Genomic DNA, 24954 nt, shown 5'->3' with positions numbered 1-24954 from the left:
AGCTCCCACATCTATAAGAGGCTGCGCACGATGAGTCTTTCCTCGTTCAAGATCGCTCACAAACTGATCACCGGCGCCGGGGCCATCGAGCAACTGGCGGCCGAACTCACGCGGCTGGACATCGACAACCCGCTGATCGTCACCGATGCCGCGCTGGTCAAGTCCGGCACGGTGGGGCTGGCGCTGGCGCAGATCGGCGAGCGCGAGTACGAAATCTTCGACCGGGTGCTGCCGGATCCGGAAGTCGCCATCGTCGAGGACTGCATGCGCGTCTATCGCGAGGGCGGGCATGACGGGCTGATCGGCCTCGGTGGCGGCAGTGCCATCGACATCGCCAAGAGTGTCGCGGCGTACGCCGGTTATCACGGCGCGCTGGAAGATCTGTTCGGCGTCGATCAGGTGCCGCGCAAAGGCCCGCCGCTGATCGCCATCCCGACCACGGCCGGCACCGGTTCCGAGGTGACCAACGTCGCAATCCTTTCGGACAAGGTCGCCCAACTGAAGAAAGGCATCGTCAGCGATTACCTGTTGCCGGACGTGGCGCTGGTCAGTCCGCAAATGACTTTGACCTGTCCGCGTAGTGTCACCGCCGCCAGTGGTGTCGATGCGCTGGTGCATGCCATCGAGTCCTACCTGTCGTTGAATGCCTCGCCGATCACCGATTCGCTGGCCATCGGCGCAATCAAATTGATCGCCCGGTCATTGCCCAAGGCCTACGCCAATCCGTCCAACCTGCAGGCCCGGGAAGACATGGCCACCGCCAGCCTGATGGCCGGCATGGCGTTCGGAAATGCCGGGGTCGGCGCGGTGCATGCGCTGGCGTATCCGCTGGGCGGGCGCTTCAACATCGCTCACGGCGTCAGCAATGCGCTGTTGCTGCCGTATGTCATGACCTGGAACAAGATGGCCTGCGTCGAACGGATGCAGGATATTGCCGAAGCCATGGGGGTGAAGACCGCTCATCTGAGTCTCAATGAAGCGGCGGACAGCGCCGTCGCGGCAATGACCGAACTGTGCGCTGCGGTAGAAATCCCGCCGGGGCTGCGCAGTTTCGGCGTGCCCGAAGACGCGATCCCGGCCATGGCCGTGGAGGCGGCCGGCATCGAACGTCTGATGCGCAACAACCCGCGCAAGCTCAGCGCTGGCGACATCGAGAAGATCTACCGGGCGGCCTACTGAGAACCCGCCGGCCATCCGTCATGGCACAACCCAATCATCGCGGTCACGGTGCGCGCGCGGAAACTTGAGGTATACAATGCGCGCCATCGTGATTTAGCTCAGAAAAGGTGCGTCATGCAGCCCTTCGTTATTGCTCCGTCGATTCTCTCCGCCGACTTCGCCCGCCTGGGCGAGGAAGTGGACAACGTTCTGGCCGCCGGTGCCGACTTCGTTCACTTCGATGTCATGGACAACCACTACGTACCGAACCTGACCATCGGCCCGATGGTCTGCGCCGCGCTGCGCAAGTACGGCATCACCGCGCCGATCGACGCGCACCTGATGGTCAGCCCGGTGGACCGCATCGTCGGCGACTTCATCGAGGCCGGCGCCACCTACATCACCTTCCACCCGGAAGCCACGCTGCACGTCGATCGTTCGCTGCAACTGATCCGTGAAGGCGGTTGCAAATCCGGCCTGGTGTTCAACCCGGCGACCCCGCTGGACGTGCTCAAGTACGTGATCGACAAGGTCGACATGGTCTTGCTGATGAGCGTCAACCCGGGCTTCGGCGGGCAGAAGTTCATCCCCGGCACCCTCGACAAGCTGCGCGAAGCGCGCGCGATCATTGATGCCTCGGGCCGTGATATCCGCCTGGAAATCGACGGCGGCGTCAACGTCAACAACATCCGTGAAATCGCTGCCGCCGGCGCCGACACCTTCGTGGCCGGCTCGGCGATCTTCAATGCGCCGAACTATCAGGAAGTCATCGACAAGATGCGTTCCGAACTGGCGCTGGCCCGCCCATGAGCGGATTTGAGCAGCTGTTCCCGGGGCAACTGCCGCGGTTGGTGATGTTCGATCTGGATGGCACGCTGATCGACTCGGTACCCGACCTGGCGGCGGCGGTGGATAACATGCTGCTCTCCCTCGGGCGCAAGCCTGCCGGTATCGAGTCGGTGCGCGAGTGGGTCGGCAACGGTGCGCCGGTGCTGGTGCGCCGCGCTTTGGCCGGTGGCATCGACCATTCCGCCGTGGATGACGTCGAAGCCGAGCATGCGCTGGAGGTGTTCATGGAAGCCTATGGCGCCAGCCATGAGCTGACCGTGGTCTATCCCGGCGTGCGCGACACCCTGAAATGGCTGCACAAGCAGGGCGTGGCCATGGCGCTGATCACCAACAAGCCGGAGCGCTTCGTCGCGCCGCTGCTGGATCAGATGAAGATCGGTCGCTACTTCAAGTGGATCATCGGCGGCGATACCCTGCCGCAGAAGAAGCCCGATCCGGCGGCGCTGTTCTTCGTCATGAAGATGTCCGGCATCCCGGCTTCGCAATCGCTGTTCGTCGGCGACTCGCGCAGCGACGTGCTGGCGGCGAAAGCGGCAGGGGTCAAATGTGTCGCGCTGAGTTATGGCTACAACCATGGCCGGCCGATTGCCGAGGAATCCCCGGCGCTGGTGATCGACGATCTGCGCAAGTTAATTCCCGGTTGCCTGGATACGGCCGCTGAGATAACGTTGCCCGACGCTTCTCACTCCCTTTCTGGAAACGCCATCGTGGTGGTCACCCGCAAACTCTGGATGAAAGTCATCAAGGCCCTGGCCCGCTGGCGTTGGCGCGCCTGACTTGTTCCTGGCCGGCCTGCCGGCGCGTTTGCACACCTGACTGATTTGCACCTCACACCACGAGGCACCTTATGATCCGCGAAGAATTCCTGCGTCTGGCCGCTGACGGCTACAACCGCATCCCGCTGGCCTGCGAAACCCTGGCCGACTTCGACACCCCGCTGTCGATCTACCTGAAACTGGCCGACCAGCCCAACTCCTACCTGCTCGAATCGGTGCAGGGCGGCGAGAAATGGGGCCGTTACTCGATCATCGGCCTGCCGTGCCGCACTGTGCTGCGGGTTCATGACCATCATGTCAGCATCACCGTCGATGGCGTCGAGACCGAAAGCCACGACGTCGAAGACCCGCTGGCCTTCGTCGAAACCTTCAAGGCTCGCTACAACGTGCCGACCATCGCCGGTCTGCCGCGCTTCAACGGCGGCCTGGTGGGTTACTTCGGCTACGACTGCGTGCGTTATGTAGAAAAGCGTCTCGGCAAATGCCCGAACCCGGACCCGCTGGGCGTGCCGGACATTCTGTTGATGGTCTCCGATGCGGTGGTGGTCTTCGACAACCTCGCCGGCAAGATGCACGCGATCGTGCTGGCCGACCCGGCGCAGGCCGATGCCTACGAGCAGGGCCAGGCGCAGTTGCAGGCGCTGCTGGAAAAACTGCGTCAGCCGATCACCCCGCGCCGTGGCCTGGATTTCAGCAAGCAGCAGGCGGCCGAGCCGGTGTTCCGCTCCAGTTTCACCCAGGATGACTACGAAAAAGCCGTCGACACCATCAAGGAATACATCCTCGCCGGTGACTGCATGCAGGTCGTGCCGTCCCAGCGCATGTCGATCGACTTCAAGGCTGCGCCGATCGATCTGTACCGCGCACTGCGTTGCTTCAACCCGACGCCGTACATGTACTTCTTCAACTTCGGCGATTTCCACGTCGTCGGCAGTTCGCCGGAAGTGCTGGTGCGGGTCGAAGACAACCTGATCACCGTGCGCCCGATTGCCGGCACCCGTCCTCGCGGGGCTACCGAAGAGGCGGACGTGGCGCTGGAAGAAGACCTGCTGTCCGACGACAAGGAGATCGCCGAGCATCTGATGCTGATCGACCTCGGTCGCAACGACACCGGGCGTGTTTCGGAGATCGGCTCGGTGAAACTCACCGAGAAAATGGTCATCGAGCGTTATTCCAACGTGATGCACATCGTGTCCAACGTCACCGGCCAGTTGAAATCCGGCCTGACCGCCATGGACGCACTGCGGGCGATCCTGCCGGCGGGCACCCTGTCCGGGGCGCCGAAGATCCGTGCGATGGAAATCATCGACGAACTGGAACCGGTCAAGCGTGGTGTGTATGGCGGTGCGGTCGGTTACTTCGCCTGGAATGGCAACATGGACACCGCGATTGCGATCCGTACCGCTGTGATCAAGAACGGCGAGCTGCACGTGCAGGCCGGTGGCGGCATCGTTGCCGATTCGGTGCCGGCGCTGGAATGGGAAGAGACCATCAACAAGCGCCGGGCGATGTTCCGCGCTGTTGCGCTGGCGGAGCAAACCCCGGACTGAGTGACGGGGGATTCAGCCACAAAAAAAACGCGGCGCCTGTGAGGGCGCCGCGTTTTTTATGGCCTTCTGATCAGAAGTCGAGACTTACGCCAACATTGACCCCTTGCTGGGTAAAGTCGTCATCCTTGCGAATGTTGTAGCTGGCGCGAAGGGCCACTTCCTTGGTGAGGTTGTGGCTCACGCCCAGGTTCAGGCGGTTCAGGTTGGTCTGCGGTGTGTAGCCTTCCAGGGTGTAGCGGTTGTTCGGCAGGCTGTTGAGGTTCATCGTCAGATCCTGGGCGTCGTCGTTGTACTCGCGCTCATGGGCGAATTCGCCGAAGACCTGGGTCTGTGCGGTGATCTGGTATTTGCCCTGGATGCCGAGGCCGAGACGGCGGGAGTTGCGCGACTGGTCATCGAAGGTCAGCGCCGTGGAGTCCGCACCTTTTTCCGAGTAACCATCCACTTCGACCTTGCCGAAGTCGGCGCTGACGAAAGGCGACAGATGCCATGGGCTGCTCGCCTCTGGCGCGATGTCGTAGCCGACGCGGCCGCCGATAGCCAGTACATAGCCGTCGGTATCACCTTTCTCGCCACGCTCGTTGACCCCGAGCTGGAACTTGCGCTTCAGGCTGTCGTAATCCAGATGTCCGGCGGTAACGGCCAGGTCACCCCACCAGCGGTTCTGCTGGTACTGGGCGAATGCGGTGCCCATGTAGGAGTTGAGTTTGTACTCGGAGTCGTTATCGCCGGCTTCGATTTTCTGATGATAGAAACCCGCCGCCACACCGACACGCCAGGCGTCGTCGAGACGGTAGCTGCCACCGATGTTCAGGTTGTAACCGTTGCCGTCGGCGCTTGCCCCGGCGTGCTGGTCATCGAAGTCCTGATGCTGGCCGCCAGCGGAGACAATCGCTCGCCATTGACCGACGCCTTGCCAGTTTTCCCAGTCGGCCAGCCATTGGTTACGCAGTTCGTCCTGATGCGCACGCAGGGTACCCTGGGCCATTTCCGGCAGCAGGGTCAGTTCCCACGGCGCAGCCAGCAACGAGTAGGCGTAGTCGGCGATCAAACGTTGCCCGGCTTCGGTCGGGTGCACGGCGTCGTTGTAGATCAGCTTGGTCGGATCTGGTGTCGCGCTGTTGATCCCGTAACGGGCGTTTTCAGTGCAGCCGTCGCCGCTGAAGCAGGTGGCGACCAGATTCTGATCGGTGGCCAGGCCGAACTGAGCCGGGTTGGCAAACGCTTCCTTGAGCAGTACCGGAATGTTCAGCGGAATGACGTTGGCATTGACCGTCTGTAGCTGGCTCACCAGTTCGGTGTTGAACTGGGCGCTGAGCTGCGACGTGAAGGCCTGCAGCGGCGAGCCGTTGATGGCCGGGGTCAGGCCGATGTCCGGCAGCAGCCAGACCATGATGTAGCGGGCACCCGCGCCTTGCAGGGTGCGCACGCTGTCGACCAGGCGGTCGGCGGCGGCATTGGCCTGAGGCAGGCTGGTGACGCGGCCTTGAAGGAAGTCGTTGCCGCCTCCGGTCAGGTAATACAGCGCATTCGGGTCGGCGCGGAAACCGTTCGACGGCAGATAACCGGCGCGGGTGCGTTCGTCGGTGGTGGACGTGCTGGTGATCGAGTCGAGAATCTGGTCAGTGCGATAGCCGCCGACCGCCCAGTTATTGCCATCCGGCAATCCCTGGCCGGCACGTACCGCCGAATCCGCGGAGGCGGTCTGATTCGGCGTGAAGCCCAGGCGGCCACCAATCAGTTGGGTGGCGTTGAGCGAGTAGAACTCTCCGCTGCCGTCTTGATAGTTGGGGCCAGTGCGGTTGGTAAACCGTTTGACCGAGCCGGCGGGACCATCCGGATCAGAAAACGTCCCCGCGTCGCTGAGACTGTCACCGAAGACAACGAAATTCGAATAAGGATTGGGTGCGGCGTTCGCCTGGGCGCAGGCCAACGCGAGCAGGCATCCGGCGAGCGGTACAAACAACGTCTGTTTGATCATGAGCAAGTCCGTTTATTTATTGTTGTATGGAACGAAACGACAGTACCAAAAACTTCCGGCGTTTTGCCATCGGTCGTCAACCCTCCCATAGTTTTCCCCCCGTCAGGCCCGGCCATATTGCACGCTCTGCCCAGCTAAGTTACTGTGCGGGAACGTATGAACGAGACCTTCCCCGTGTTGATCACCAGCAAACTTCTGGATCAAGTCATCAAGGCACACGCCCGCTGGCGTTGGCGCGCCTGAATCTTTTCTGCCGGCCCCGCCGGATCTGTATCGCTCTGCCTTCCTTGCCCGTTTGAAATGCCGCCTTGCTGTCGCCACTTGCGCGTCCGACTTTGTGCAGCGTCCTGGCAAGTCATCCGAAGGCTGTTTCCAAGTCAGAATTCAAGAGGTTCGAAACGCCATGTTGCTGATGATCGACAACTACGACTCCTTTACTTACAACGTTGTGCAATACCTCGGCGAGCTGGGTGCCGAGGTCAAGGTCGTGCGCAACGACGAACTGACCATCGCCGAAATCGAAGCGCTCAACCCGGAGCGCATCGTGGTGTCCCCCGGTCCATGCACGCCGACCGAAGCCGGCATCTCCATCGACGCCATCAAGCACTTCGCCGGCAAGCTGCCGATCCTCGGCGTCTGCCTCGGCCACCAGTCCATCGGCCAGGCCTTTGGCGGTGATGTGGTACGTGCCCGGCAAGTGATGCACGGTAAGACTAGCCCGGTATTCCACGAGGACAAGGGTGTTTTTGCCGGTCTGAATCATCCGTTGACGGTTACTCGCTATCACTCGCTGATCGTCAAGCACGATACTTTGCCCGACTGCCTGGAGCTGACCGCGTGGACGCAACATGACGACGGCTCGGTCGACGAAATCATGGGCCTGCGTCACAAGACCCTGAACATCGAGGGCGTACAGTTCCACCCGGAATCGATCCTCACCGAGCAGGGCCATGAACTGTTCGCCAACTTCCTCAAACAAACCGGCGGCACGCGCTAAGGACTCTCCATGAATATCAAGACAGCCCTGAGCCGTATCGTCGATCACCTCGACCTCAGCACCGAAGAAATGCGCGACGTGATGCGCGAAATCATGACCGGCCAATGCACCGACGCGCAGATCGGCGCGTTCATGATGGCCATGCGCATGAAGAGCGAGAGCATCGACGAAATCGTCGGTGCGGTGTCGGTGATGCGCGAGCTGGCCGATCAGGTCGAACTCAAAACCCTCGACGGCGTGGTCGATGTAGTCGGCACCGGTGGTGACGGCGCGAACATCTTCAACGTTTCCACGGCTTCGGCCTTTGTCGTTGCTGCTGCCGGCTGCACCGTGGCCAAGCATGGCAACCGCGCGGTGTCGGGCAAGAGCGGCAGCGCCGACCTGCTCGAAGCCGCCGGCATCTACCTCAACCTGACCCCGGTTCAGGTGGCGCGTTGCATCGACAACGTCGGCATCGGTTTCATGTTTGCCCAGACTCATCACAAAGCCATGAAGTACGCCGCGGGCCCGCGCCGCGATCTGGGCCTGCGTACCCTGTTCAACATGCTCGGCCCGCTTACGAATCCGGCCGGTGTCAAACATCAGGTAGTCGGCGCGTTCACCCAGGCCTTGTGCCGGCCGTTGGCCGAAGTCTTGCAGCGTCTGGGCAGCAAACATGTGCTGGTGGTGCATTCGAAGGATGGCCTGGACGAGTTCAGTCTCGCCGCACCAACCTATGTGGCCGAGCTGAAGAACAACGAGATCACCGAGTATTGGGTCGAGCCGGAAGATCTGGGCATGAAGAGCCAGAGCCTGCACGGTCTGTCGGTCGAGGGCCCGGAGGCTTCGCTGGCGCTGATTCGCGATGCACTGGGCAAGCGCAAGACCGAAAACGGCCAGAAGGCTGCGGAAATGATCGTGCTCAATGCCGGTGCGGCGCTGTACGCAGCTGACCTGGCAACCAGTCTTAAAGAAGGCGTGGCACTGGCCCACGACGCTCTGCACACCGGTCTCGCTCGGGAGAAGCTCGAGGAGTTGGGTGCCTTTACCGCGGTATTCAAAGTGGAGAATGAGGGATGAGTGTACCGACGGTTCTGGAAAACATTCTGGCCCGCAAGGTTCAGGAGGTCGCCGAGCGTAGCGCCCGCGTGAGCCTGAGCAAGCTGGAAAGTCTGGCCAAGACGGCCGATGCACCCCGCGGTTTTGCCCAGGCATTGCTGGCACAGGCCAAGAAGAAACAACCGGCCGTGATCGCTGAAATCAAGAAGGCTTCGCCGAGCAAAGGCGTGATCCGCGAGAACTTCGTTCCCGCCGACATCGCCAAAAGCTACGAGAAGGGCGGGGCGACCTGCCTGTCGGTGCTGACCGACATCGACTACTTCCAGGGCGCCGATGCCTACCTGCAACAGGCCCGCGCCGCGTGCTCGCTGCCGGTGATCCGCAAGGACTTCATGATCGATCCGTACCAGATCGTCGAAGCCCGTGCGTTGGGCGCCGACTGCGTGCTGCTGATCGTCTCCGCGCTGGATGACGTGAAAATGGCCGAGCTGGCTTCGGTGGCCAAAGGCGTCGGCCTCGATGTGCTGGTAGAAGTTCACGACGGTGATGAGCTTGAACGCGCATTGAAGACTCTGGACACGCCGCTGGTCGGGGTCAACAACCGCAACCTGCATACCTTCGACGTGAGCCTGGAAACCACCCTCGACCTGCTGCCGCGCATTCCGCGCGATCGACTGGTGATCACCGAGAGCGGGATCCTCAACCGTGCCGATGTCGAACTGATGGAAATCAGCGACGTTTACGCGTTCCTGGTCGGCGAAGCGTTCATGCGCGCCGAAAGCCCGGGCATCGAGCTGCAACGTCTGTTCTTCCCTGAGCGCGGCGTTCCGGTGAGCGGTTCGACCCTCGACTGATCGACTCTTTGCAGGCGCCCGTATCCCTGTGGGAGCGGGCTTGCCCGCGAAGGCAGCATAAGATTCACCTCAGGCTCAACGTCCTATGGAAACCTTATGATCCCCACTTCTCTGACCATCGAAGCCGGCCTGCAAGCCGAACAGGATATGCTGGCTTCGGTCTGCGCCGGTGATGCCGAATTCGGTCTGCTGTTCTGGCAACCCAGCGATCGCGCGCTGGTCATGCCGCGTCGTTTGAACCGCCTCCCCGGATTCGATCACGCCTGCGAAGTCTCCGCCGCTGCCGGTTGGCCGGTGTTGCTGCGTGAAACCGGTGGTGAACCTGTTCCGCAATCGGCGTCGACGATCAACATTGCACTGGTCTACGCACCGCCTCGCAGCGAAGGCGATCTGAACCGCATCGAAACCGGATACCGGCGTCTGTGTGATCCGATCTGTCAGTTGCTGGATGAGTTGGGTGGCACGTCTTCGCTGGGTGAAATCGACGGTGCGTTCTGCGACGGTCGTTTCAACGTCAACCTCGACGGCCGCAAGATGGTCGGCACCGCCCAGCGCTGGCGCCAGAGTCAGGGTGGGCAGCGCCCGGTTGGCCTGGTGCACGGTGCAATGCTGCTGGATGATGAGCGCGAATCGATGGTGGCGGCGGTCAACCGCTTCAATGAGGCGTGCGGCCTGGAGCAACGGGTACGCGCTGCAAGCCACATCGCGTTGCATGAGAAATTCCCGGCGCCCCATGCGTTGGCGCGTCTCGATGAACTCTTTCGTTTGATGCTGGCGCGGATTTACGCCGTCTGAGCGTTCGAACTCAGCGAGTGCCGAAGACCACCATGGTCTTGCCTTTCACGTCCACCAGGTTGCGTTCCTCAAGATCCTTGAGCACGCGACCGACCATTTCCCGCGAGCAACCGACAATCCGCCCGATTTCCTGACGGGTCACCTTGATCTGCATGCCGTCCGGGTGGGTCATCGCGTCGGGTTGCTTGCACAGTTCCAGCAAGCAGCGAGCAACACGGCCAGTGACATCGAAGAACGCCAGATCGCCGACCTTGCGCGTGGTGTTGCGCAGGCGCTGTGCGATTTGTCCGCTGAGCACGTAAAGAATGTCTGGATCCTGCTGCGACAATTCACGGAATTTGGCATAGCTGATTTCCGCGACTTCGCACTCGACCTTGGCCCGCACCCAGGCACTGCGCTCCTGTTCCTGGCCGGCCTGTTCGAACAGGCCCAGCTCACCGAAGAAATCCCCGGCATTCAGGTACGCGATGATCATCTCGCGGCCGTCGTCGTCCTCGATCAGGATCGTGACAGAGCCACGGATGATGAAGTACAGCGTATCGGAGCGATCCCCGGCGCAGATGATGTTGCTCTTGGCCGCATGACGCCGGCGCTGGCAATGCATCAGCAGCTTGTCGAGGTTCTTGATTTTGGGTGTGGGGGTAATACCAACCATGGTTGTATCCCGAAAAGACTGCACGGTTATATGTGGTTTTTATATGAGGCGCTGAGGCGATCGCTACAAATACCGGCTTGGGGCGCCAGTGAATTGGCGCCAGCTTACCAGACACTTCGTCGAAAATTCGAGAAATTACCTACGCGGTAAAGGCATCGGTCCTAGGATCACCGCTCGCAGTCAAACCGGGGCCCTGTGCTAAGCTGGCGACCCTTTTTTCTACAGTGGAGTCTTGGCGATGAAGGCACGCATCCAATGGGCTGGCGAAGCCATGTTCCTCGGCGAATCCGGCAGCGGTCATGTCGTGGTCATGGATGGTCCGCCGGACGCCGGTGGTCGCAATCTGGGTGTTCGCCCGATGGAGATGCTCCTGCTGGGCGTTGGCGGCTGCAGCAATTTCGACGTGGTCAGCATCCTGAAGAAGTCGCGTCAGGCGGTTGAAAGCTGCGAAGCTTTCCTGGACGCCGAACGTGCGACCGAAGATCCGAAGGTGTTCACCAAGATCCACATGCACTTCGTGGTCAAGGGCCGTGGCCTGAAAGAAGCCCAGGTCAAACGCGCCATCGAGCTGTCGGCGGAGAAGTACTGCTCGGCCTCGATCATGCTCGGCGCCGCTGGCGTGGCAATCACCCACGACTACGAAATCGTCGAACTCGGCTGAGCCTACATTCAACTATCATAAAAGCAGTGCAGACTCTGGCGATCCCCCGCTGACGTCTGCATAATGCGCCACTTTTTTCAGGGCAGTGATCGGTCAGTCGACGGGTCATCCGCCTGAACAGATAACCAAAATCGCCATCGCGAAGAGGTGTTAACCGTCCTACGCAGGTGCGTCGTTCGCACTTGACGGGCATGCTTGATCACGCGGCCGGGCCGCATACATAGAGAGTTTTTAACGGTGAAAAGCAAACTCAAGCTCCACGGGTTCAATAACCTGACAAAGACCTTGAGCTTCAACATCTATGACATCTGCTACGCGGAAACCCCGCAAGACCAGCAGGCTTACGTCGAGTACATCAATCAAGAGTACAACGCCGAACGCCTGACGCAGATCCTCACGGAAGTTGTCGAAATCATTGGTGCCAACATTCTGAACATTGCCAGTCAGAACTATGAGCCTCAGGGTGCCAGCGTCACGATTCTGATCTCGGAAGAACCGGTCACCCCGACCGAAAGCCAGATCGAAGAGTCCCCGGGTCCGCTGCCGGAAATCATCCTGGCCCACCTCGACAAGAGTCACATCACGGTGCATACCTACCCGGAAATCCATCCGGACGCCGGTATTGCGACGTTCCGTGTTGACATCGATGTGTCGACCTGTGGAGTCATTTCACCGCTCAAAGCGCTCAATTTCCTCATTCACCAGTTCGATTCGGACATTGTGACCGTGGATTACCGTGTGCGCGGCTTCACCCGTGACGTTGAAGGCAACAAGCACTTCATCGACCACGAGATCAACTCGATCCAGAACTACCTTTCCGAAGATACCCGCGACGCGTACCAGATGACCGACGTGAACGTGTATCAGGAAAACCTGTTCCACACCAAAATGCTGCTGAAGAACTTCGAACTGGATAACTACCTGTTCGGTGATGCCACCAGCAACCTGTCGTCCGAGCAACGTGCTCAGGTGACTGAGCGTGTGAAACACGAAATGCTGGAAATCTTCTACGCGCGCAATATGCCGAGCTAAGAAATCCGGGCACAAAAAAAGGCGACTGCTTTGCGGCAGTCGCCTTTTTTATGGGCGTTTTTCAGATTCGGTAGGTGCTTTTGGTCATCACTTTGGCCAACAGGCTCATGCCGAACTTCACCGGTGCCGGGAAGCGGAAACCGCCAGCCTCCAGCGCACTTTCTGCGTGATGTTCTTCATCGATACGCATCTGTTCCAGAATCGCCCGGGATTTTTCATCCTCGGCCGGCAGTTGTTCCAGATGCTCGTTCAAGTGCTTGCACACCTGATGCTCGGTCGCCGCGACAAAACCGAGGCTGACCTTGTCGCTGATCAGCCCGGCGACTGCGCCGATCCCGAACGACATCCCATAGAACAGCGGATTGAGCACGCTGGTGTGGCTGCCCAACTGATGAATGCGCTGTTCACACCAGACCAGATGATCGATCTCTTCTTCGGCCGCATGCTCCATGGCTTCGCGCACCTGCGGCAGTTTGGCGGTCAGGGCCTGGCCCTGATACAGCGCCTGGGCACAGACTTCACCGGTATGGTTGATGCGCATCAGGCCGGCGACGTGGCGGGTGTCTTCGTCGCTCATCTGCACGTCGGGCTGCACGATGGCCGGCGACGGACGGTACGGCTGGCCACTGAAGGGCAGCAGGGTTCGCATCGCGGCATCGGCTTGCAGCAGAAGACGGTCAATTGGCGAGTAGTGACGTTGGGTAGTCATGCTGACCTCCGGGAAGAATCTCGGCGGCCAGTTTAACCGAATCGGCCGGGGAAGGTTTGCGCTGGGTCATGTGGGAGCAGGGCGCCCCCACAGATTTCGAGTCGATCAGCCCGGCGGCCAGTTCATCTGGCGTTGACCGAGTACGTGCATATGAATGTGGTAGACCGTCTGTCCACCCTTTTCATTGCAGTTCATCACCACCCGGAAGCCTTCTTCGCAACCCAGTTCCAGCGCCAGACGCTGGGCGGTGAACAGAATATGCCCGGCCAGTGCCTTGTCGTCTTCGGTCAGGTCGTTGAGGGTGCGCACCGGTTTCTTCGGGATCACCAGAAAATGCACCGGTGCCTGCGGGGCGATGTCGTGGAACGCCAGAACCTGGTCGTCCTCGTAGATGATCTTCGCCGGGATTTCCCGGTTGATGATCTTGGTGAACAGAGTATCCACAGCTGTTTTCTCCGTTGTGTGAGCTGGGCCGAGTGTACCCACGAGGGATCACCGCGCCCAGCCATTTGCCTGCCGGCCCTTCAGCGGGGGCAGTAAGCTTTGTTGACCATGCCGACGATGGTGCGGTTTAGCCAGCGCGAACCCAGTCGTGGCAGAAAGGCGAACCAGCGGTTTCTGCGTCCGGGAATGATGATTGCGCGGTTTTTCTCCAGGGCGCGCACGGTATACAGCGCGACCTCTTCGGGGCTCATCAGCAGTTTGCTGGCGTTGAGTTTTTCGTTGTTCAGTTGCGCCGTACGGAAGAATCCGGTGCGTGTGGGGCCTGGGCAGAGCACCGAGACTTTCACGGCGCACTTTTTCAATTCCACCCGCAGCGCTTCGGAAAAATGCAGGACGTAGGCCTTGCTTGCGTAGTAAGTGCTCATCCACGGGCCGGGATTGAACGCCGCCACCGACGCCACGTTGAGAATCTGCCCGCCACCCTGCAGGGCCATGCTGTTGCCGATCGCGTGGCAGAGGCGGGTGAGGGCGAGGATGTTCACCTCGATCAGGTCCTGCTCGGTCATCCAGTCCTGAGCCAGGAACGGACCGCAGGTGCCGATGCCGGCACAGTTCACCAGCAGATCGATCTGGCGATCGCCTTCTTCAAGCTCCAGCAGAAACCCGGACAGGCGCAGCGGCTCGCCCAGGTCGCAGGCGCGGAACAGCACCTCCACGCCGAAACGCTGGGTCAGTTCAATCGCAATGCTTTCCAGCTGATCACGCTGTCGGGCCACCAGAATCAGGCTGCGGCCACGGCGGGCCAGGGCTTCGGCCATGGCCAGGCCGATGCCGCTGGAGGCGCCAGTGATCAGAGCGTAACGGGTCATGCAGTTCTCCATCGCAACAGCTCCGCGCCGTGGACGCAGGTGTCACGGCGGGGAGCGCTGTTCATTCTTTCGCAGAGTCTACAGGGGCGGGTGCAGGTTCGGCTGCATCGTCCACCGGATTCGGCACGGGCTCGACTTCGACATCGACTTCATCGGCGGTCACTGAACCGCTTTCATAACTGCTTTCGAGGCTGGTTTCGTACTCCTGCTGGATGGCGGAAATCCCGCCCAGCATTCCACCGACAAAGAACAGGCCGATGAAGACGATCCACAGGGAGCACAGCACTTTGACGGCGGTACTGTTCGGTGGCGGCGGTGGGCCATAGCGGTTGGCGCCGGTATTGCCCGGCATGACCATGATCACCAGCGGGAAGAAGCTGCCCACGAAAGGTACGAGTGTCAGCAGCCAGAGCCAGCCGGACCAGCCGATGTCGTGCAGACGCTGAATGCTGAACAGGATGCCGACGATCGCGAAGGCCAGGAACAGGAAGAAGGCAAAGATACCGCCGATGATCAGGCCGCTGGTCGAGTCGGTACTCACCAGCCCCAGACCGATCAGCGCGAAAACGCCGACGATCGGCAGGGTTACCAGACTCAATACCATCGACCATGCCAGGTAGCGCAGGCGTCCGATCCGACCTTCGACGCTGAAGGGTTTGAGTGTGGCGAATTCTGCCAGTTGTTCACCGACACTGGCCCGAGGCGGTGCATAAGGCGAATCGGACTCAGCCACGGCGGCGGAGTGCTCCTGTACATCGGACAGATTCAGTTCGATGGTCGTTTCCGGTTCGATCCGGGCGTCGATCCCGGTCTTGCCCAGCGCTTGCAGATAAGCCTGGGCATCGTTGTGCGACAGGTCGCGTTTGAGGGCGACGGCGCGGCCATTGAACAGGCGTTCGATGGCGGCCACGTCGCTCTTGAACAGATTGGCCAGGTTGAGTTTGGCTGTGTTGATATCGACACCGGGCTGCAGGGCACCGTCGAAAACGATCTTGTAGCGGGTTTCGCTCATGGCCGAGGCATCCTTGTCGCGAAGAAATTGAGTTGAGACGTGTCGCAGCCGCCAAGTGTAAGGCCAGTCAGGCTGCAACTGGCCGGAATTTTCTCAGCGCGGCCAGCGGTTCGGTAGCTGTGCCGCATGTTCCAGGGCCTGGCGATACTCTGCATCGAGGCGCGCCACCAGTTGGTCCACGCTTGGCAGGTCTTCGATCTGGCCAACCCCCTGGCCGGCTGACCACACGGTTTTCCAGGCTTTGGCCTCATCGTTGATCGGCTTGAGTTTGTCGCCGAAGTTCACTTCACCCTTGCCTTGCAGTGCCGCCATATCGAAGCCGGCAGCCTCCAGGCTTTGGCGCATGAAGCTGGCCGGAACTCCAGACACGGCAGGAGTATGAATGATGTCCGCTGCCTTGGCTGTCAGGAGCATCTCCTTGTAGGCGTCGGGCGCATGACTTTCAGTCGTACCGATGAATCGCGTACCGAAGTAGGCCAAATCCGCGCCGAGCAGCTGTGCGGCGAGAATCTCATGGCCGTGGTTCAAACATCCTGCAAGCAGCAGCGTTTTGTCGAAGAACTGGCGAATCTCTGCGATCAGTGAGAACGGGCTCCAGGTGCCGGCATGGCCACCGGCGCCGGCGGCAACGGCGATCAAGCCATCGACGCCGGCTTCAGCGGCTTTTTCCGCATGGCGGCGAGTCGTCACGTCGTGGAACACCAGGCCGCCATAGCTGTGCACGGCGTCCACCAACTCCTTCACCGCACCGAGGCTGGTGATGACGATGGGTACTTTGTGTTCGACGCAGATGTTCAGATCCGCCTGCAGACGCGGATTGCTCTTGTGAACAATCAGGTTCACGGCATAAGGCGCCGGGTTATCCAGTGTCGCCAGTCCCGCTTCGATCTGTTCCAGCCAGGCCTTGAATCCGCTGCTTTCGCGTTGGTTGAGCGCCGGAAAGCTGCCCACCACGCCATTGCGGCAGCACGCGAGCACCAGTTCGGGATTGGAAATCAGGAACATCGGCGCAGCCACGACTGGGAGGCGCAGACGTTGTTCGAGCAGAGCGGGCAGCGACATCGGAAGTACCCCGGAAAGTTGAACCAGTTGAAGTTAGAACGGCTTGACCACGACCAGAATTACGATAGCCAGCAATATCAGAACCGGGACTTCATTGAACCAGCGATAAAAGACATGGCTGCGGGTGTTCTCGCCACGGGCAAAACGTTTTACCTGCGCGCCACACATGTGGTGATAACCGATCAGCAGCACCACCAGGGTCAGTTTGGCGTGAATCCAGCCACCGCTGCTGAAGATGCTCGGGTTCAGGTAAATCAGCCAGCCGCCGAAGATCAGCGCGGCGATCATCGCCGGCCCCATGATGCCGCGATACAGCTTGCGCTCCATGACGCTGAAGCGTTCCTTGCTGATCGTATCTTCACTTTGTGCGTGGTAGACGAACAGTCGCGGCAGGTAGAACAGTCCGGCAAACCAGCACACGATGCTGACGATATGCAGCGCTTTGATCCATAGATAGAGCATTTTTGGTTTTTCCCTCATTCACGGTAGGCCGGATAGTAGAGGCTTGAGCGTCCGCACGTCACCTTGACGGTTGTCGCAGGGGCGCGCGGCCCCTATTATCGACGGCTTTCCAGTGGGTTCGTTGAGGGCAGGTTTATGGTCAAGGTCGGTATCGTCGGCGGCACGGGTTACACCGGTGTCGAACTGCTGCGTCTGTTGGCACAGCATCCGCAGGCAGAAGTGGTGGTGATCACTTCCCGATCCGAGGCCGGTCTGGCCGTGGCTGACATGTACCCGAACCTGCGCGGCCACTACGACGGCCTGGCGTTCAGCGTGCCGGACATCAAGACCCTGGGCGCTTGCGACGTGGTGTTCTTCGCGACTCCGCACGGCGTTGCCCATGCACTGGCCGGTGAATTGCTGGCAGCGGGCACCAAGGTCATTGACCTGTCGGCCGACTTCCGCCTGCAGGACGCCGATGAATGGGCCAAGTGGTACGGCCAGCCGCACGGTGCGCCGGAGCTGCTGGACGAAGCGGTTTACGGCTTGCCGGAAGTCAACCGTGAGCAAATCAAGAAAGCCCGCCTGATCGCGGTGCCGGGTTGCTATCCGACCGCAACGCAGCTGGGTTTCCTGCCATTGCTTGAGGCAGGTCTGGCCGATACTTCGCTGCTGATTGCCGACTGCAAGTCCGGTGTCAGCGGTGCCGGTCGTGGTGCTGCCGTAGGTTCGCTGTACTCCGAGACGTCGGAAAGCATGAAGGCTTATGCGGTGAAAGGTCACCGTCATCTGCCGGAAATTCGTCAGGGTCTGCGCCGTGCAGCGGGCAAGGATGTCGGCCTGACTTTCGTGCCACACCTGACGCCGATGATTCGTGGCATTCATTCCACGCTCTATGCGACCGTGGTGGATCGCTCCGTGGATCTGCAGGCGCTGTTCGAAAAGCGTTATGCCAATGAACCGTTCGTCGACGTGATGCCGGCCGGCAGCCATCCGGAAACCCGCAGCGTGCGAGGCGCGAACGTTTGCCGTATTGCGGTTCATCGTCCACAGGATGGTGATCTGGTAGTGGTGCTTTCGGTGATCGATAACCTGGTCAAGGGCGCATCGGGCCAGGCGGTGCAGAACATGAACATTCTGTTCGGGCTGGATGAGCGTCTGGGTCTGTCCCACGCAGGCATGCTGCCGTAAGACTGATCTTGCTTGGTGAAAAGGCCCGTCTGACGGGCCTTTTTGCATTCTGGGTCGCTGATGGCTTTATTGATATACCGTAACAATAGTTGACCGATTTTCTAGGACAAGCGGATAATGCGCGTCATCACGCATTATGGCGGCGTAACGCCGGGAGATAGTCAGCATGAGCGTCGAATCCTTCACCCCCACGGCTTTGCAATTCACTCAGGGTGCCGCGCACAAGGTGAAGAGCCTGGTCGATGAAGAGGGGAATGATCGCTTGAAGCTGCGCGTATTCGTTACGGGCGGCGGTTGTTCAGGGTTTCAGTACGGCTTCACCTTCGATGAGGATGTGGCCGAGGACGACACCATCGTCGAGCGCGAAGGTGTGAGCCTGGTGGTTGATCCGATGAGCTTCCAGTACCTGGCGGGTGCCGAGGTGGACTACCAGGAAGGTCTGGAAGGTTCGCGCTTCGTGATCAAGAACCCGAATGCCACCACGACTTGTGGTTGCGGTTCTTCGTTCTCGATCTGATCTCGCTTCACCGTACACAATAAAACGCCGCAGAACCTCACGGTTCTGCGGCGTTTTGTTATCTGCGTTTTATCTCAATTGGGGTAGATGGCGCCAAGTATGCGCAGACCTTTTGCACCGGTGACGCTGGGGCGATTGGCGGTGATGCCTTCAAGGCAGCAATGGGCCAGCCAAGCGAAGGCCATGGCTTCAACCCAGTCTGGATCGACACCGTGAGTCGCAGTGCTGGCGACTTTCGTGTTGGGCAACAGGTCAGCCAGGCGCTTCATCAGCGTGGCGTTGTGGGCGCCGCCGCCGCAGACCAGGAGTTCTTCGGTATTCGATTGAGCGCTTTGCAGTGATTCGACGATGGTCAGCGCTGTCAGTTCGAGCAGCGTTGCCTGTACGTTTTCAGGAGCGAAATCCGGCAGGTGTGACAGTTGCTGTTCCAGCCAGGGCAGGTTGAACACTTCCCGGCCGGTGCTCTTCGGACCTTTGGTCGAGAAGAAGGAATCGCTCAACAATGCCTTGAGAAGGGTTGGTTCAACTTTGCCGCAGGCTGCCCATTCACCGCTGCGATCATAGTTTTCGCCACGCCGTCGATGAATCCACGCATCCATCAGAACATTCCCAGGGCCGCAGTCGAAACCGGCTACAGGCTTGTTCGGCTCGATCAGACTGAGATTGCTGAAACCGCCGACATTCAGGACTGCGCGGTTACCGATACGCTCTTCGAACAACGCTTCATGGAAGGCAGGAACCAGAGGGGCGCCTTGACCGCCGGCAGCCACATCGCGGCTGCGGAAGTCACTGACTACCGTAATGCCGGTCAGCTCGGTCAGCAGGGCAGGGTTGCCGATCTGCACGGTGAAACCACGTGCCGGTTCGTGGCGAATGGTCTGGCCGTGGCTGCCGATCGCGCGAATGGCTTCGGGTTTGAGCTGTTGCTGTTCGAGCAGGACGTGGATGCCCTCGGCGGCAAGTTTCACCCAGTTTTGCTGGGCGATGGCTGAGCGGGCAATTTCGTCGGGGCCGCTGGCGCACAAGCCAAGCAGCTCGGCGCGCAGGGATTCAGGCATGGGAGTGTAGTGCGTGGCGATCAGGTTGATCGTCGAGGTCTGCTCGATCAGGGCGATGTCCAGACCATCGAGGCTGGTTCCGGACATCACGCCGATATAAAGAGCCATGGCTTAACGCTTGCTCGAGGCCAGCATGGTGGCCTTCTCTTGGTCCATGCGAGCCATCAACGGCTGACTCTGCGCCAGGAAGCGTGCGCGCTCGGATTTGGCGATCGGATCGGCCATTGGCAGCTTCTGGCCCAATGGGTCGACGTGAACGCCATTGACCTGGAACTCGTAGTGCAGGTGCGGACCGGTGGACAGGCCGGTGGTGCCGATGTAACCGATCACCTGGCCCTGCTTGACGGTACCGCCGGTTTTTACGCCTTTGGCGAAGCCTTGCATGTGGCCGTACAGCGTGCGGTAGGTATTGCCGTGCTGAATGATCACGGTGTTGCCGTAACCACCACGGCGACCGGCCAACAGTACTTTGCCATCGCCGGCAGCCTTGATTGGCGTACCGCGTGGGGCGGCGTAGTCGACACCTTTGTGGGCGCGGATCTTGTTGAGGATCGGGTGTTTGCGGCCCATGGAAAACTTGGAGCTGATGCGGGCGAAGTCCACCGGGGTACGGATGAACGCCTTGCGCATGCTGTTGCCGTCGGCAGTGTAGTAGCTGCTGTTACCTTGCTTGTTGGTGTAGCGCACGGCGGTGTAAGTCTTGCCGCGGTTGGTGAAGCGGGCGGACAGGATCGGGCCGTTTCCGACGGCTTTACCATTGACCACTTTCTGTTCGTAGATCACGTCGAACTCGTCACCCTGGCGGATATCCTGGGCGAAGTCGACGTCGTAACCGAACACGCTGGCCATATCCATGGTCAGGCTGTGGGACAGGCCGGCGCGGGCGGCGGACTGGGACAGCGAGCTATTGATCACGCCGTGGACATAGGCGGTACGAACGGTTGGCTTGGCGGTAACGCGGTTGAAGACGTAACCCTTGTCGTTCTTGGTCAGGGTGATGGTTTCAACGTCGCTGACCTTGCTGTGCAGATTGGTCAGTTGACCTTGTGGATTGAGTTCGAATTCGAGTTTCTGACCGTGTTTGAGCTGGCTGAACTGCTTGGCCTGTTTGTCGCTGGCCAGAACTTCGTGCACGGCAGCGGCGGGGAGGCCGACCTTTTCGAACAGTGTCGAAAGGGTGTCACCCTTGGAGACGATCACTTCCCTGTGGCCTGGAGCCTTCTTTTCAGGCGCGACCGGTGCAGGCGCTGGTGCGGCCTGGGCGGTTTCGGGTGTGTCTTCTGCGCTGTTTTCGATTTGTGCGAAAGGTGAGGCTACTGGTTCATTTGTGGCTTGAACCGCATCAGCAGCGTCTTGATCTTGTGTCAGTTGTTCGGCAGGACTTTCCAGTTCAAGGCTCAGGGTCGTCTTTTTGGCTTCAACATCACTGGAAGGAAATACCAGGAGCGCCAGGCTGAGAAGGGCGGCGATCCCACTTGCGGCAAGCAGGTGGGTCTTCGGGTAAAGCGGTGGCGCTTTAGACGGTTCAGTGGTCATAAGTAGTTTTGACTTTGAAAAGATGAATTGGAAAAGATGAATGACATGATGAAGATGAAATAACTGTATAAAATATAACCAAATCATCTCTGAGGCAAGTCCGCAGGTATCTCGCCTGCGGATTGGTGTCCGTGTGCCGGGCAAAACTTGTAATTGGTGCGCGATCTTGTATGGTTGGTTCCCTTTGAATCTGAGCCTTGCGGGTCTGTTATGAAGTCGGTTGAAGAGCAGCTAGCGCTGATTAAACGTGGTGCGGAAGAACTGTTGGTCGAGTCCGAGCTGATCGAAAAGCTCAAGCGTGGCCAGCCGCTGCGAATCAAGGCCGGCTTCGATCCAACGGCGCCGGATCTGCACCTTGGTCACACTGTGCTTATTAATAAGCTGCGTCAGTTCCAGGAGCTGGGGCATCAGGTGATCTTCCTGATTGGTGACTTCACCGGGATGATCGGTGATCCGAGTGGCAAGAGTGCAACTCGTCCGCCGCTGACCCGTGAGCAGGTTCTGGAAAATGCCGAGACCTACAAGACTCAGGTATTCAAGATTCTTGATCCGGCGAAAACCGAAGTCGCATTCAACTCCACCTGGATGGATCAGATGGGGCCTGCAGACTTTATTCGTCTGACTTCGCAGTACACCGTTGCTCGTATGCTTGAGCGTGATGACTTCGACAAGCGCTATACCACCAACCAGCCAATCGCCATTCATGAGTTCCTCTATCCGCTGGTTCAGGGGTATGACTCGGTTGCATTGCGCGCGGATGTTGAGCTGGGCGGTACCGATCAGAAGTTCAACCTGCTGATGGGTCGCGAGCTGCAGCGTGGTTATGGTCAGGAAGCTCAGTGCATTCTGACGATGCCGCTGCTCGAAGGACTGGATGGCGTTAAAAAGATGTCCAAGTCGTTGGGCAACTACGTCGGTATCCAGGAAGCGCCGGGTGTCATGTACAGCAAGCTGGTTTCGATTCCGGATGCGTTGATGTGGCGCTACTTCGAGCTGCTCAGCTTCCGTTCGATGGATGAAATCAATGCTTTCCGTGCCGATGTAGAGGCGGGTGCCAACCCTCGCGACATCAAGATCAAGCTGGCTGAAGAAATTGTTGCGCGCTTCCATGGGGAAGAGGCTGCTGCCAATGCTCACCGTGGTGCGGGTAACCGTATGAAGGACGGCGAGCTGCCAGATGATTTGCCAGAGGTTGAGCTGACTGCTGCCGAGGATATGCCGATTGCTGCTGTCCTTAATAAGGCTGGCCTGGTGAAGAACTCGGCGGCGGCTCGTGATCTGCTGGCTTCCGGTGGTGTGCGTATAGATGGTGAGGTTGTCGATCGCTCCTTTATATATGTGCTCGGCGCGACTCACGTTTGCCAGGCTGGCAAGAAGGCTTTTGCACGGATTACGCTGAAATCTGAGTAAAGTTGAAATAAGGGGTTGACGGCGAATTCTAGAGGCCTATAATTCGCCCCACTTCCGGCGCAGTCGAAACGGAAAACTCCTTGAGATTCAATGAGTTATGCAGATTTCGATAGTGAGTTGCTTCAGATCATCGAAGCCTGGAAGGAGTTGGAAATGCCGGTTTGTCTGGTGCTTTCAACGGTTCGGTCTTCTCGATCGAAAGCGGAGAAAAAGAGGTGTTGACAGCAGCGTGTAACGCTGTAGAATTCGCCTCCCGCTAACGAGAGATCGGAAGCGCAAGTGGTTGAAGTTGTTGAAGAAATCTTCGAAAACTTCTGAAAATAATCACTTGACAGCAAATGAGGCTGCTGTAGAATGCGCGCCTCGGTTGAGACGAAAGATCTTAACCAACCGCTCTTTAACAACTGAATCAAGCAATTCGTGTGGGTGCTTGTGGAGTCAGACTGATAGTCAACAAGATTATCAGCATCACAAGTTACTCCGCGAGAAATCAAAGATGTAACCAACGATTGCTGAGCCAAGTTTAGGGTTTCTTAAAAACCCAAAGATGTTTGAACTGAAGAGTTTGATCATGGCTCAGATTGAACGCTGGCGGCAGGCCTAACACATGCAAGTCGGGCGGATGAAGGGAGCTTGCTCCTGGATTCAGCGGCGGACGGGTGAGTAATGCCTAGGAATCTGCCTGGTAGTGGGGGACAACGTTTCGAAAGGAACGCTAATACCGCATACGTCCTACGGGAGAAAGCAGGGGACCTTCGGGCCTTGCGCTATCAGATGAGCCTAGGTCGGATTAGCTAGTTGGTGAGGTAATGGCTCACCAAGGCGACGATCCGTAACTGGTCTGAGAGGATGATCAGTCACACTGGAACTGAGACACGGTCCAGACTCCTACGGGAGGCAGCAGTGGGGAATATTGGACAATGGGCGAAAGCCTGATCCAGCCATGCCGCGTGTGTGAAGAAGGTCTTCGGATTGTAAAGCACTTTAAGTTGGGAGGAAGGGTTGTAGATTAATACTCTGCAATTTTGACGTTACCGACAGAATAAGCACCGGCTAACTCTGTGCCAGCAGCCGCGGTAATACAGAGGGTGCAAGCGTTAATCGGAATTACTGGGCGTAAAGCGCGCGTAGGTGGTTCGTTAAGTTGGATGTGAAATCCCCGGGCTCAACCTGGGAACTGCATCCAAAACTGGCGAGCTAGAGTATGGTAGAGGGTGGTGGAATTTCCTGTGTAGCGGTGAAATGCGTAGATATAGGAAGGAACACCAGTGGCGAAGGCGACCACCTGGACTGATACTGACACTGAGGTGCGAAAGCGTGGGGAGCAAACAGGATTAGATACCCTGGTAGTCCACGCCGTAAACGATGTCAACTAGCCGTTGGGAGCCTTGAGCTCTTAGTGGCGCAGCTAACGCATTAAGTTGACCGCCTGGGGAGTACGGCCGCAAGGTTAAAACTCAAATGAATTGACGGGGGCCCGCACAAGCGGTGGAGCATGTGGTTTAATTCGAAGCAACGCGAAGAACCTTACCAGGCCTTGACATCCAATGAACTTTCCAGAGATGGATTGGTGCCTTCGGGAACATTGAGACAGGTGCTGCATGGCTGTCGTCAGCTCGTGTCGTGAGATGTTGGGTTAAGTCCCGTAACGAGCGCAACCCTTGTCCTTAGTTACCAGCACGTTATGGTGGGCACTCTAAGGAGACTGCCGGTGACAAACCGGAGGAAGGTGGGGATGACGTCAAGTCATCATGGCCCTTACGGCCTGGGCTACACACGTGCTACAATGGTCGGTACAAAGGGTTGCCAAGCCGCGAGGTGGAGCTAATCCCATAAAACCGATCGTAGTCCGGATCGCAGTCTGCAACTCGACTGCGTGAAGTCGGAATCGCTAGTAATCGCGAATCAGAATGTCGCGGTGAATACGTTCCCGGGCCTTGTACACACCGCCCGTCACACCATGGGAGTGGGTTGCACCAGAAGTAGCTAGTCTAACCTTCGGGAGGACGGTTACCACGGTGTGATTCATGACTGGGGTGAAGTCGTAACAAGGTAGCCGTAGGGGAACCTGCGGCTGGATCACCTCCTTAATCGACGACATCAGCTGCTCCATAAGTTCCCACACGAATTGCTTGATTCATTGAAGAAGACGAAAGAAGCAGCCCGAAATTGGGTCTGTAGCTCAGTTGGTTAGAGCGCACCCCTGATAAGGGTGAGGTCGGCAGTTCGAATCTGCCCAGACCCACCAATTTTGTGTGGGAAACGCCTGTAGAAATACGGGGCCATAGCTCAGCTGGGAGAGCGCCTGCCTTGCACGCAGGAGGTCAGCGGTTCGATCCCGCTTGGCTCCACCACTACT

General features: G+C 59.0%; 23 protein-coding genes, 2 tRNA genes and 1 rRNA gene. 16 read left to right on the top strand and 10 right to left on the bottom strand.

Annotated features, from left to right (window positions below; genetic code table 11):
• The first annotated feature begins 30 nt into the window (after positions 1 to 30).
• From DLD99_RS26140 to trpE, 4 genes are all read left to right on the top strand, one after another.
• Positions 31 to 1179, top strand: coding sequence for an iron-containing alcohol dehydrogenase (locus tag DLD99_RS26140; RefSeq protein ID WP_114885873.1), 1149 nt, complete (start codon positions 31 to 33; stop codon positions 1177 to 1179).
• Between the two features lie 114 nt (positions 1180 to 1293).
• Positions 1294 to 1968 (top strand): ribulose-phosphate 3-epimerase, encoded by a 675-nt coding sequence (gene rpe / locus DLD99_RS26135; protein ID WP_003228808.1) that lies wholly within the window; start codon positions 1294 to 1296, stop codon positions 1966 to 1968.
• Entirely contained in the window at positions 1965 to 2783 is an 819-nt protein-coding gene (locus DLD99_RS26130; protein WP_114885871.1) for a phosphoglycolate phosphatase, read from the top strand. The genes rpe and DLD99_RS26130 overlap by 4 nt, the downstream gene beginning before the upstream one ends.
• A gap of 71 nt (positions 2784 to 2854) precedes the next feature.
• Positions 2855 to 4333, top strand: a complete 1479-nt coding sequence (gene trpE / locus DLD99_RS26125; RefSeq protein ID WP_114885869.1) for an anthranilate synthase component I — start codon at positions 2855 to 2857, stop codon at positions 4331 to 4333.
• 70 nt (positions 4334 to 4403) lie between these two features.
• Here trpE and estP read toward each other — a convergent pair whose 3' ends face one another.
• Complete coding sequence (gene estP / locus DLD99_RS26120; protein ID WP_114885867.1) at positions 4404 to 6314, bottom strand: esterase EstP; 1911 nt, start codon at positions 6312 to 6314, stop codon at positions 4404 to 4406.
• Positions 6315 to 6717: 403 nt separating this feature from the next.
• On the opposite strand from estP, the gene DLD99_RS26115 reads away from it, so the two are divergent.
• From DLD99_RS26115 to DLD99_RS26100, 4 genes are all read left to right on the top strand, one after another.
• A complete protein-coding gene (locus DLD99_RS26115) occupies positions 6718 to 7311 on the top strand; it encodes an aminodeoxychorismate/anthranilate synthase component II (protein ID WP_114885865.1) in 594 nt (197 codons plus the stop codon).
• A gap of 9 nt (positions 7312 to 7320) precedes the next feature.
• Positions 7321 to 8370 carry an anthranilate phosphoribosyltransferase gene (gene trpD, locus DLD99_RS26110; RefSeq protein WP_114885863.1) on the top strand — a complete coding sequence of 350 codons (1050 nt, stop codon included), beginning with the start codon at positions 7321 to 7323 and terminating at the stop codon, positions 8368 to 8370.
• Complete coding sequence (gene trpC / locus DLD99_RS26105) at positions 8367 to 9203, top strand: indole-3-glycerol phosphate synthase TrpC (RefSeq protein ID WP_114885861.1); 837 nt, start codon at positions 8367 to 8369, stop codon at positions 9201 to 9203. The genes trpD and trpC overlap by 4 nt, the downstream gene beginning before the upstream one ends.
• Positions 9204 to 9299: 96 nt before the next feature.
• Entirely contained in the window at positions 9300 to 9998 is a 699-nt protein-coding gene (locus DLD99_RS26100) for a lipoate--protein ligase family protein (RefSeq protein ID WP_114885859.1), read from the top strand.
• 10 nt (positions 9999 to 10008) lie between these two features.
• Here DLD99_RS26100 and crp read toward each other — a convergent pair whose 3' ends face one another.
• Positions 10009 to 10653, bottom strand: coding sequence for a cAMP-activated global transcriptional regulator CRP (gene crp / locus DLD99_RS26095; RefSeq protein WP_085709238.1), 645 nt, complete (start codon positions 10651 to 10653; stop codon positions 10009 to 10011).
• A gap of 238 nt (positions 10654 to 10891) precedes the next feature.
• Between crp and DLD99_RS26090 the strand changes: the two genes are divergently transcribed.
• Together DLD99_RS26090 and speD are read left to right on the top strand one after the other, a co-directional pair.
• Positions 10892 to 11314 (top strand): OsmC family protein, encoded by a 423-nt coding sequence (locus tag DLD99_RS26090; RefSeq protein ID WP_016772921.1) that lies wholly within the window; start codon positions 10892 to 10894, stop codon positions 11312 to 11314.
• 237 nt (positions 11315 to 11551) lie between these two features.
• Complete coding sequence (speD, locus tag DLD99_RS26085) at positions 11552 to 12346, top strand: adenosylmethionine decarboxylase (protein ID WP_007956315.1); 795 nt, start codon at positions 11552 to 11554, stop codon at positions 12344 to 12346.
• Between the two features lie 61 nt (positions 12347 to 12407).
• Here speD and coq7 read toward each other — a convergent pair whose 3' ends face one another.
• The 6 genes from coq7 to hemJ form a co-directional block, all read right to left on the bottom strand.
• Positions 12408 to 13055, bottom strand: a complete 648-nt coding sequence (gene coq7, locus DLD99_RS26080) for a 2-polyprenyl-3-methyl-6-methoxy-1,4-benzoquinone monooxygenase (protein WP_007956317.1) — start codon at positions 13053 to 13055, stop codon at positions 12408 to 12410.
• Positions 13056 to 13160: 105 nt separating this feature from the next.
• The gene (locus DLD99_RS26075) at positions 13161 to 13499 is read right to left on the bottom strand and encodes a histidine triad nucleotide-binding protein (protein WP_003228789.1); all 339 of its coding nucleotides are present in this window, start codon (positions 13497 to 13499) and stop codon (positions 13161 to 13163) included.
• An 80-nt stretch (positions 13500 to 13579) separates the two neighbouring features.
• The gene (locus DLD99_RS26070) at positions 13580 to 14368 is read right to left on the bottom strand and encodes an SDR family NAD(P)-dependent oxidoreductase (RefSeq protein ID WP_114885857.1); all 789 of its coding nucleotides are present in this window, start codon (positions 14366 to 14368) and stop codon (positions 13580 to 13582) included.
• A 61-nt stretch (positions 14369 to 14429) separates the two neighbouring features.
• On the bottom strand, positions 14430 to 15380 hold the full coding sequence (locus tag DLD99_RS26065) for a DUF805 domain-containing protein (RefSeq protein ID WP_114885855.1): 951 nt from the start codon (positions 15378 to 15380) through the stop codon (positions 14430 to 14432).
• Positions 15381 to 15473: 93 nt separating this feature from the next.
• A complete protein-coding gene (locus DLD99_RS26060) occupies positions 15474 to 16442 on the bottom strand; it encodes an NAD(P)H-dependent flavin oxidoreductase (RefSeq protein ID WP_114885854.1) in 969 nt (322 codons plus the stop codon).
• A gap of 33 nt (positions 16443 to 16475) precedes the next feature.
• Positions 16476 to 16904 carry a protoporphyrinogen oxidase HemJ gene (gene hemJ, locus DLD99_RS26055; RefSeq protein ID WP_085709241.1) on the bottom strand — a complete coding sequence of 143 codons (429 nt, stop codon included), beginning with the start codon at positions 16902 to 16904 and terminating at the stop codon, positions 16476 to 16478.
• Positions 16905 to 17039: 135 nt separating this feature from the next.
• Between hemJ and argC the strand changes: the two genes are divergently transcribed.
• Positions 17040 to 18074, top strand: coding sequence for an N-acetyl-gamma-glutamyl-phosphate reductase (gene argC, locus DLD99_RS26050; protein WP_114885852.1), 1035 nt, complete (start codon positions 17040 to 17042; stop codon positions 18072 to 18074).
• A 166-nt stretch (positions 18075 to 18240) separates the two neighbouring features.
• Positions 18241 to 18591 carry an iron-sulfur cluster insertion protein ErpA gene (gene erpA, locus DLD99_RS26045; protein ID WP_003228776.1) on the top strand — a complete coding sequence of 117 codons (351 nt, stop codon included), beginning with the start codon at positions 18241 to 18243 and terminating at the stop codon, positions 18589 to 18591.
• A 74-nt stretch (positions 18592 to 18665) separates the two neighbouring features.
• Here erpA and DLD99_RS26040 read toward each other — a convergent pair whose 3' ends face one another.
• Entirely contained in the window at positions 18666 to 19757 is a 1092-nt protein-coding gene (locus DLD99_RS26040; protein WP_114885851.1) for an anhydro-N-acetylmuramic acid kinase, read from the bottom strand.
• A gap of 3 nt (positions 19758 to 19760) precedes the next feature.
• Positions 19761 to 21185 (bottom strand): peptidoglycan DD-metalloendopeptidase family protein, encoded by a 1425-nt coding sequence (locus DLD99_RS26035; RefSeq protein WP_085709244.1) that lies wholly within the window; start codon positions 21183 to 21185, stop codon positions 19761 to 19763.
• A gap of 210 nt (positions 21186 to 21395) precedes the next feature.
• Between DLD99_RS26035 and tyrS the strand changes: the two genes are divergently transcribed.
• From tyrS to DLD99_RS26010, 4 genes are all read left to right on the top strand, one after another.
• Positions 21396 to 22595 (top strand): tyrosine--tRNA ligase, encoded by a 1200-nt coding sequence (gene tyrS / locus DLD99_RS26030; RefSeq protein WP_085731729.1) that lies wholly within the window; start codon positions 21396 to 21398, stop codon positions 22593 to 22595.
• A gap of 553 nt (positions 22596 to 23148) precedes the next feature.
• A 16S ribosomal RNA gene (locus DLD99_RS26020) occupies positions 23149 to 24685 on the top strand.
• Positions 24686 to 24766: 81 nt separating this feature from the next.
• Positions 24767 to 24843 (top strand) — tRNA-Ile (locus DLD99_RS26015).
• Positions 24844 to 24873: 30 nt separating this feature from the next.
• Positions 24874 to 24949 (top strand) — tRNA-Ala (locus DLD99_RS26010).
• Positions 24950 to 24954 lie beyond the last annotated feature (5 nt).

Source organism: Pseudomonas kribbensis (genome assembly GCF_003352185.1).
Classification (GTDB): Bacteria; Pseudomonadota; Gammaproteobacteria; order Pseudomonadales; family Pseudomonadaceae; genus Aquipseudomonas; species Aquipseudomonas kribbensis.
This window is presented reverse-complemented; position numbering and strand designations above follow the sequence as displayed.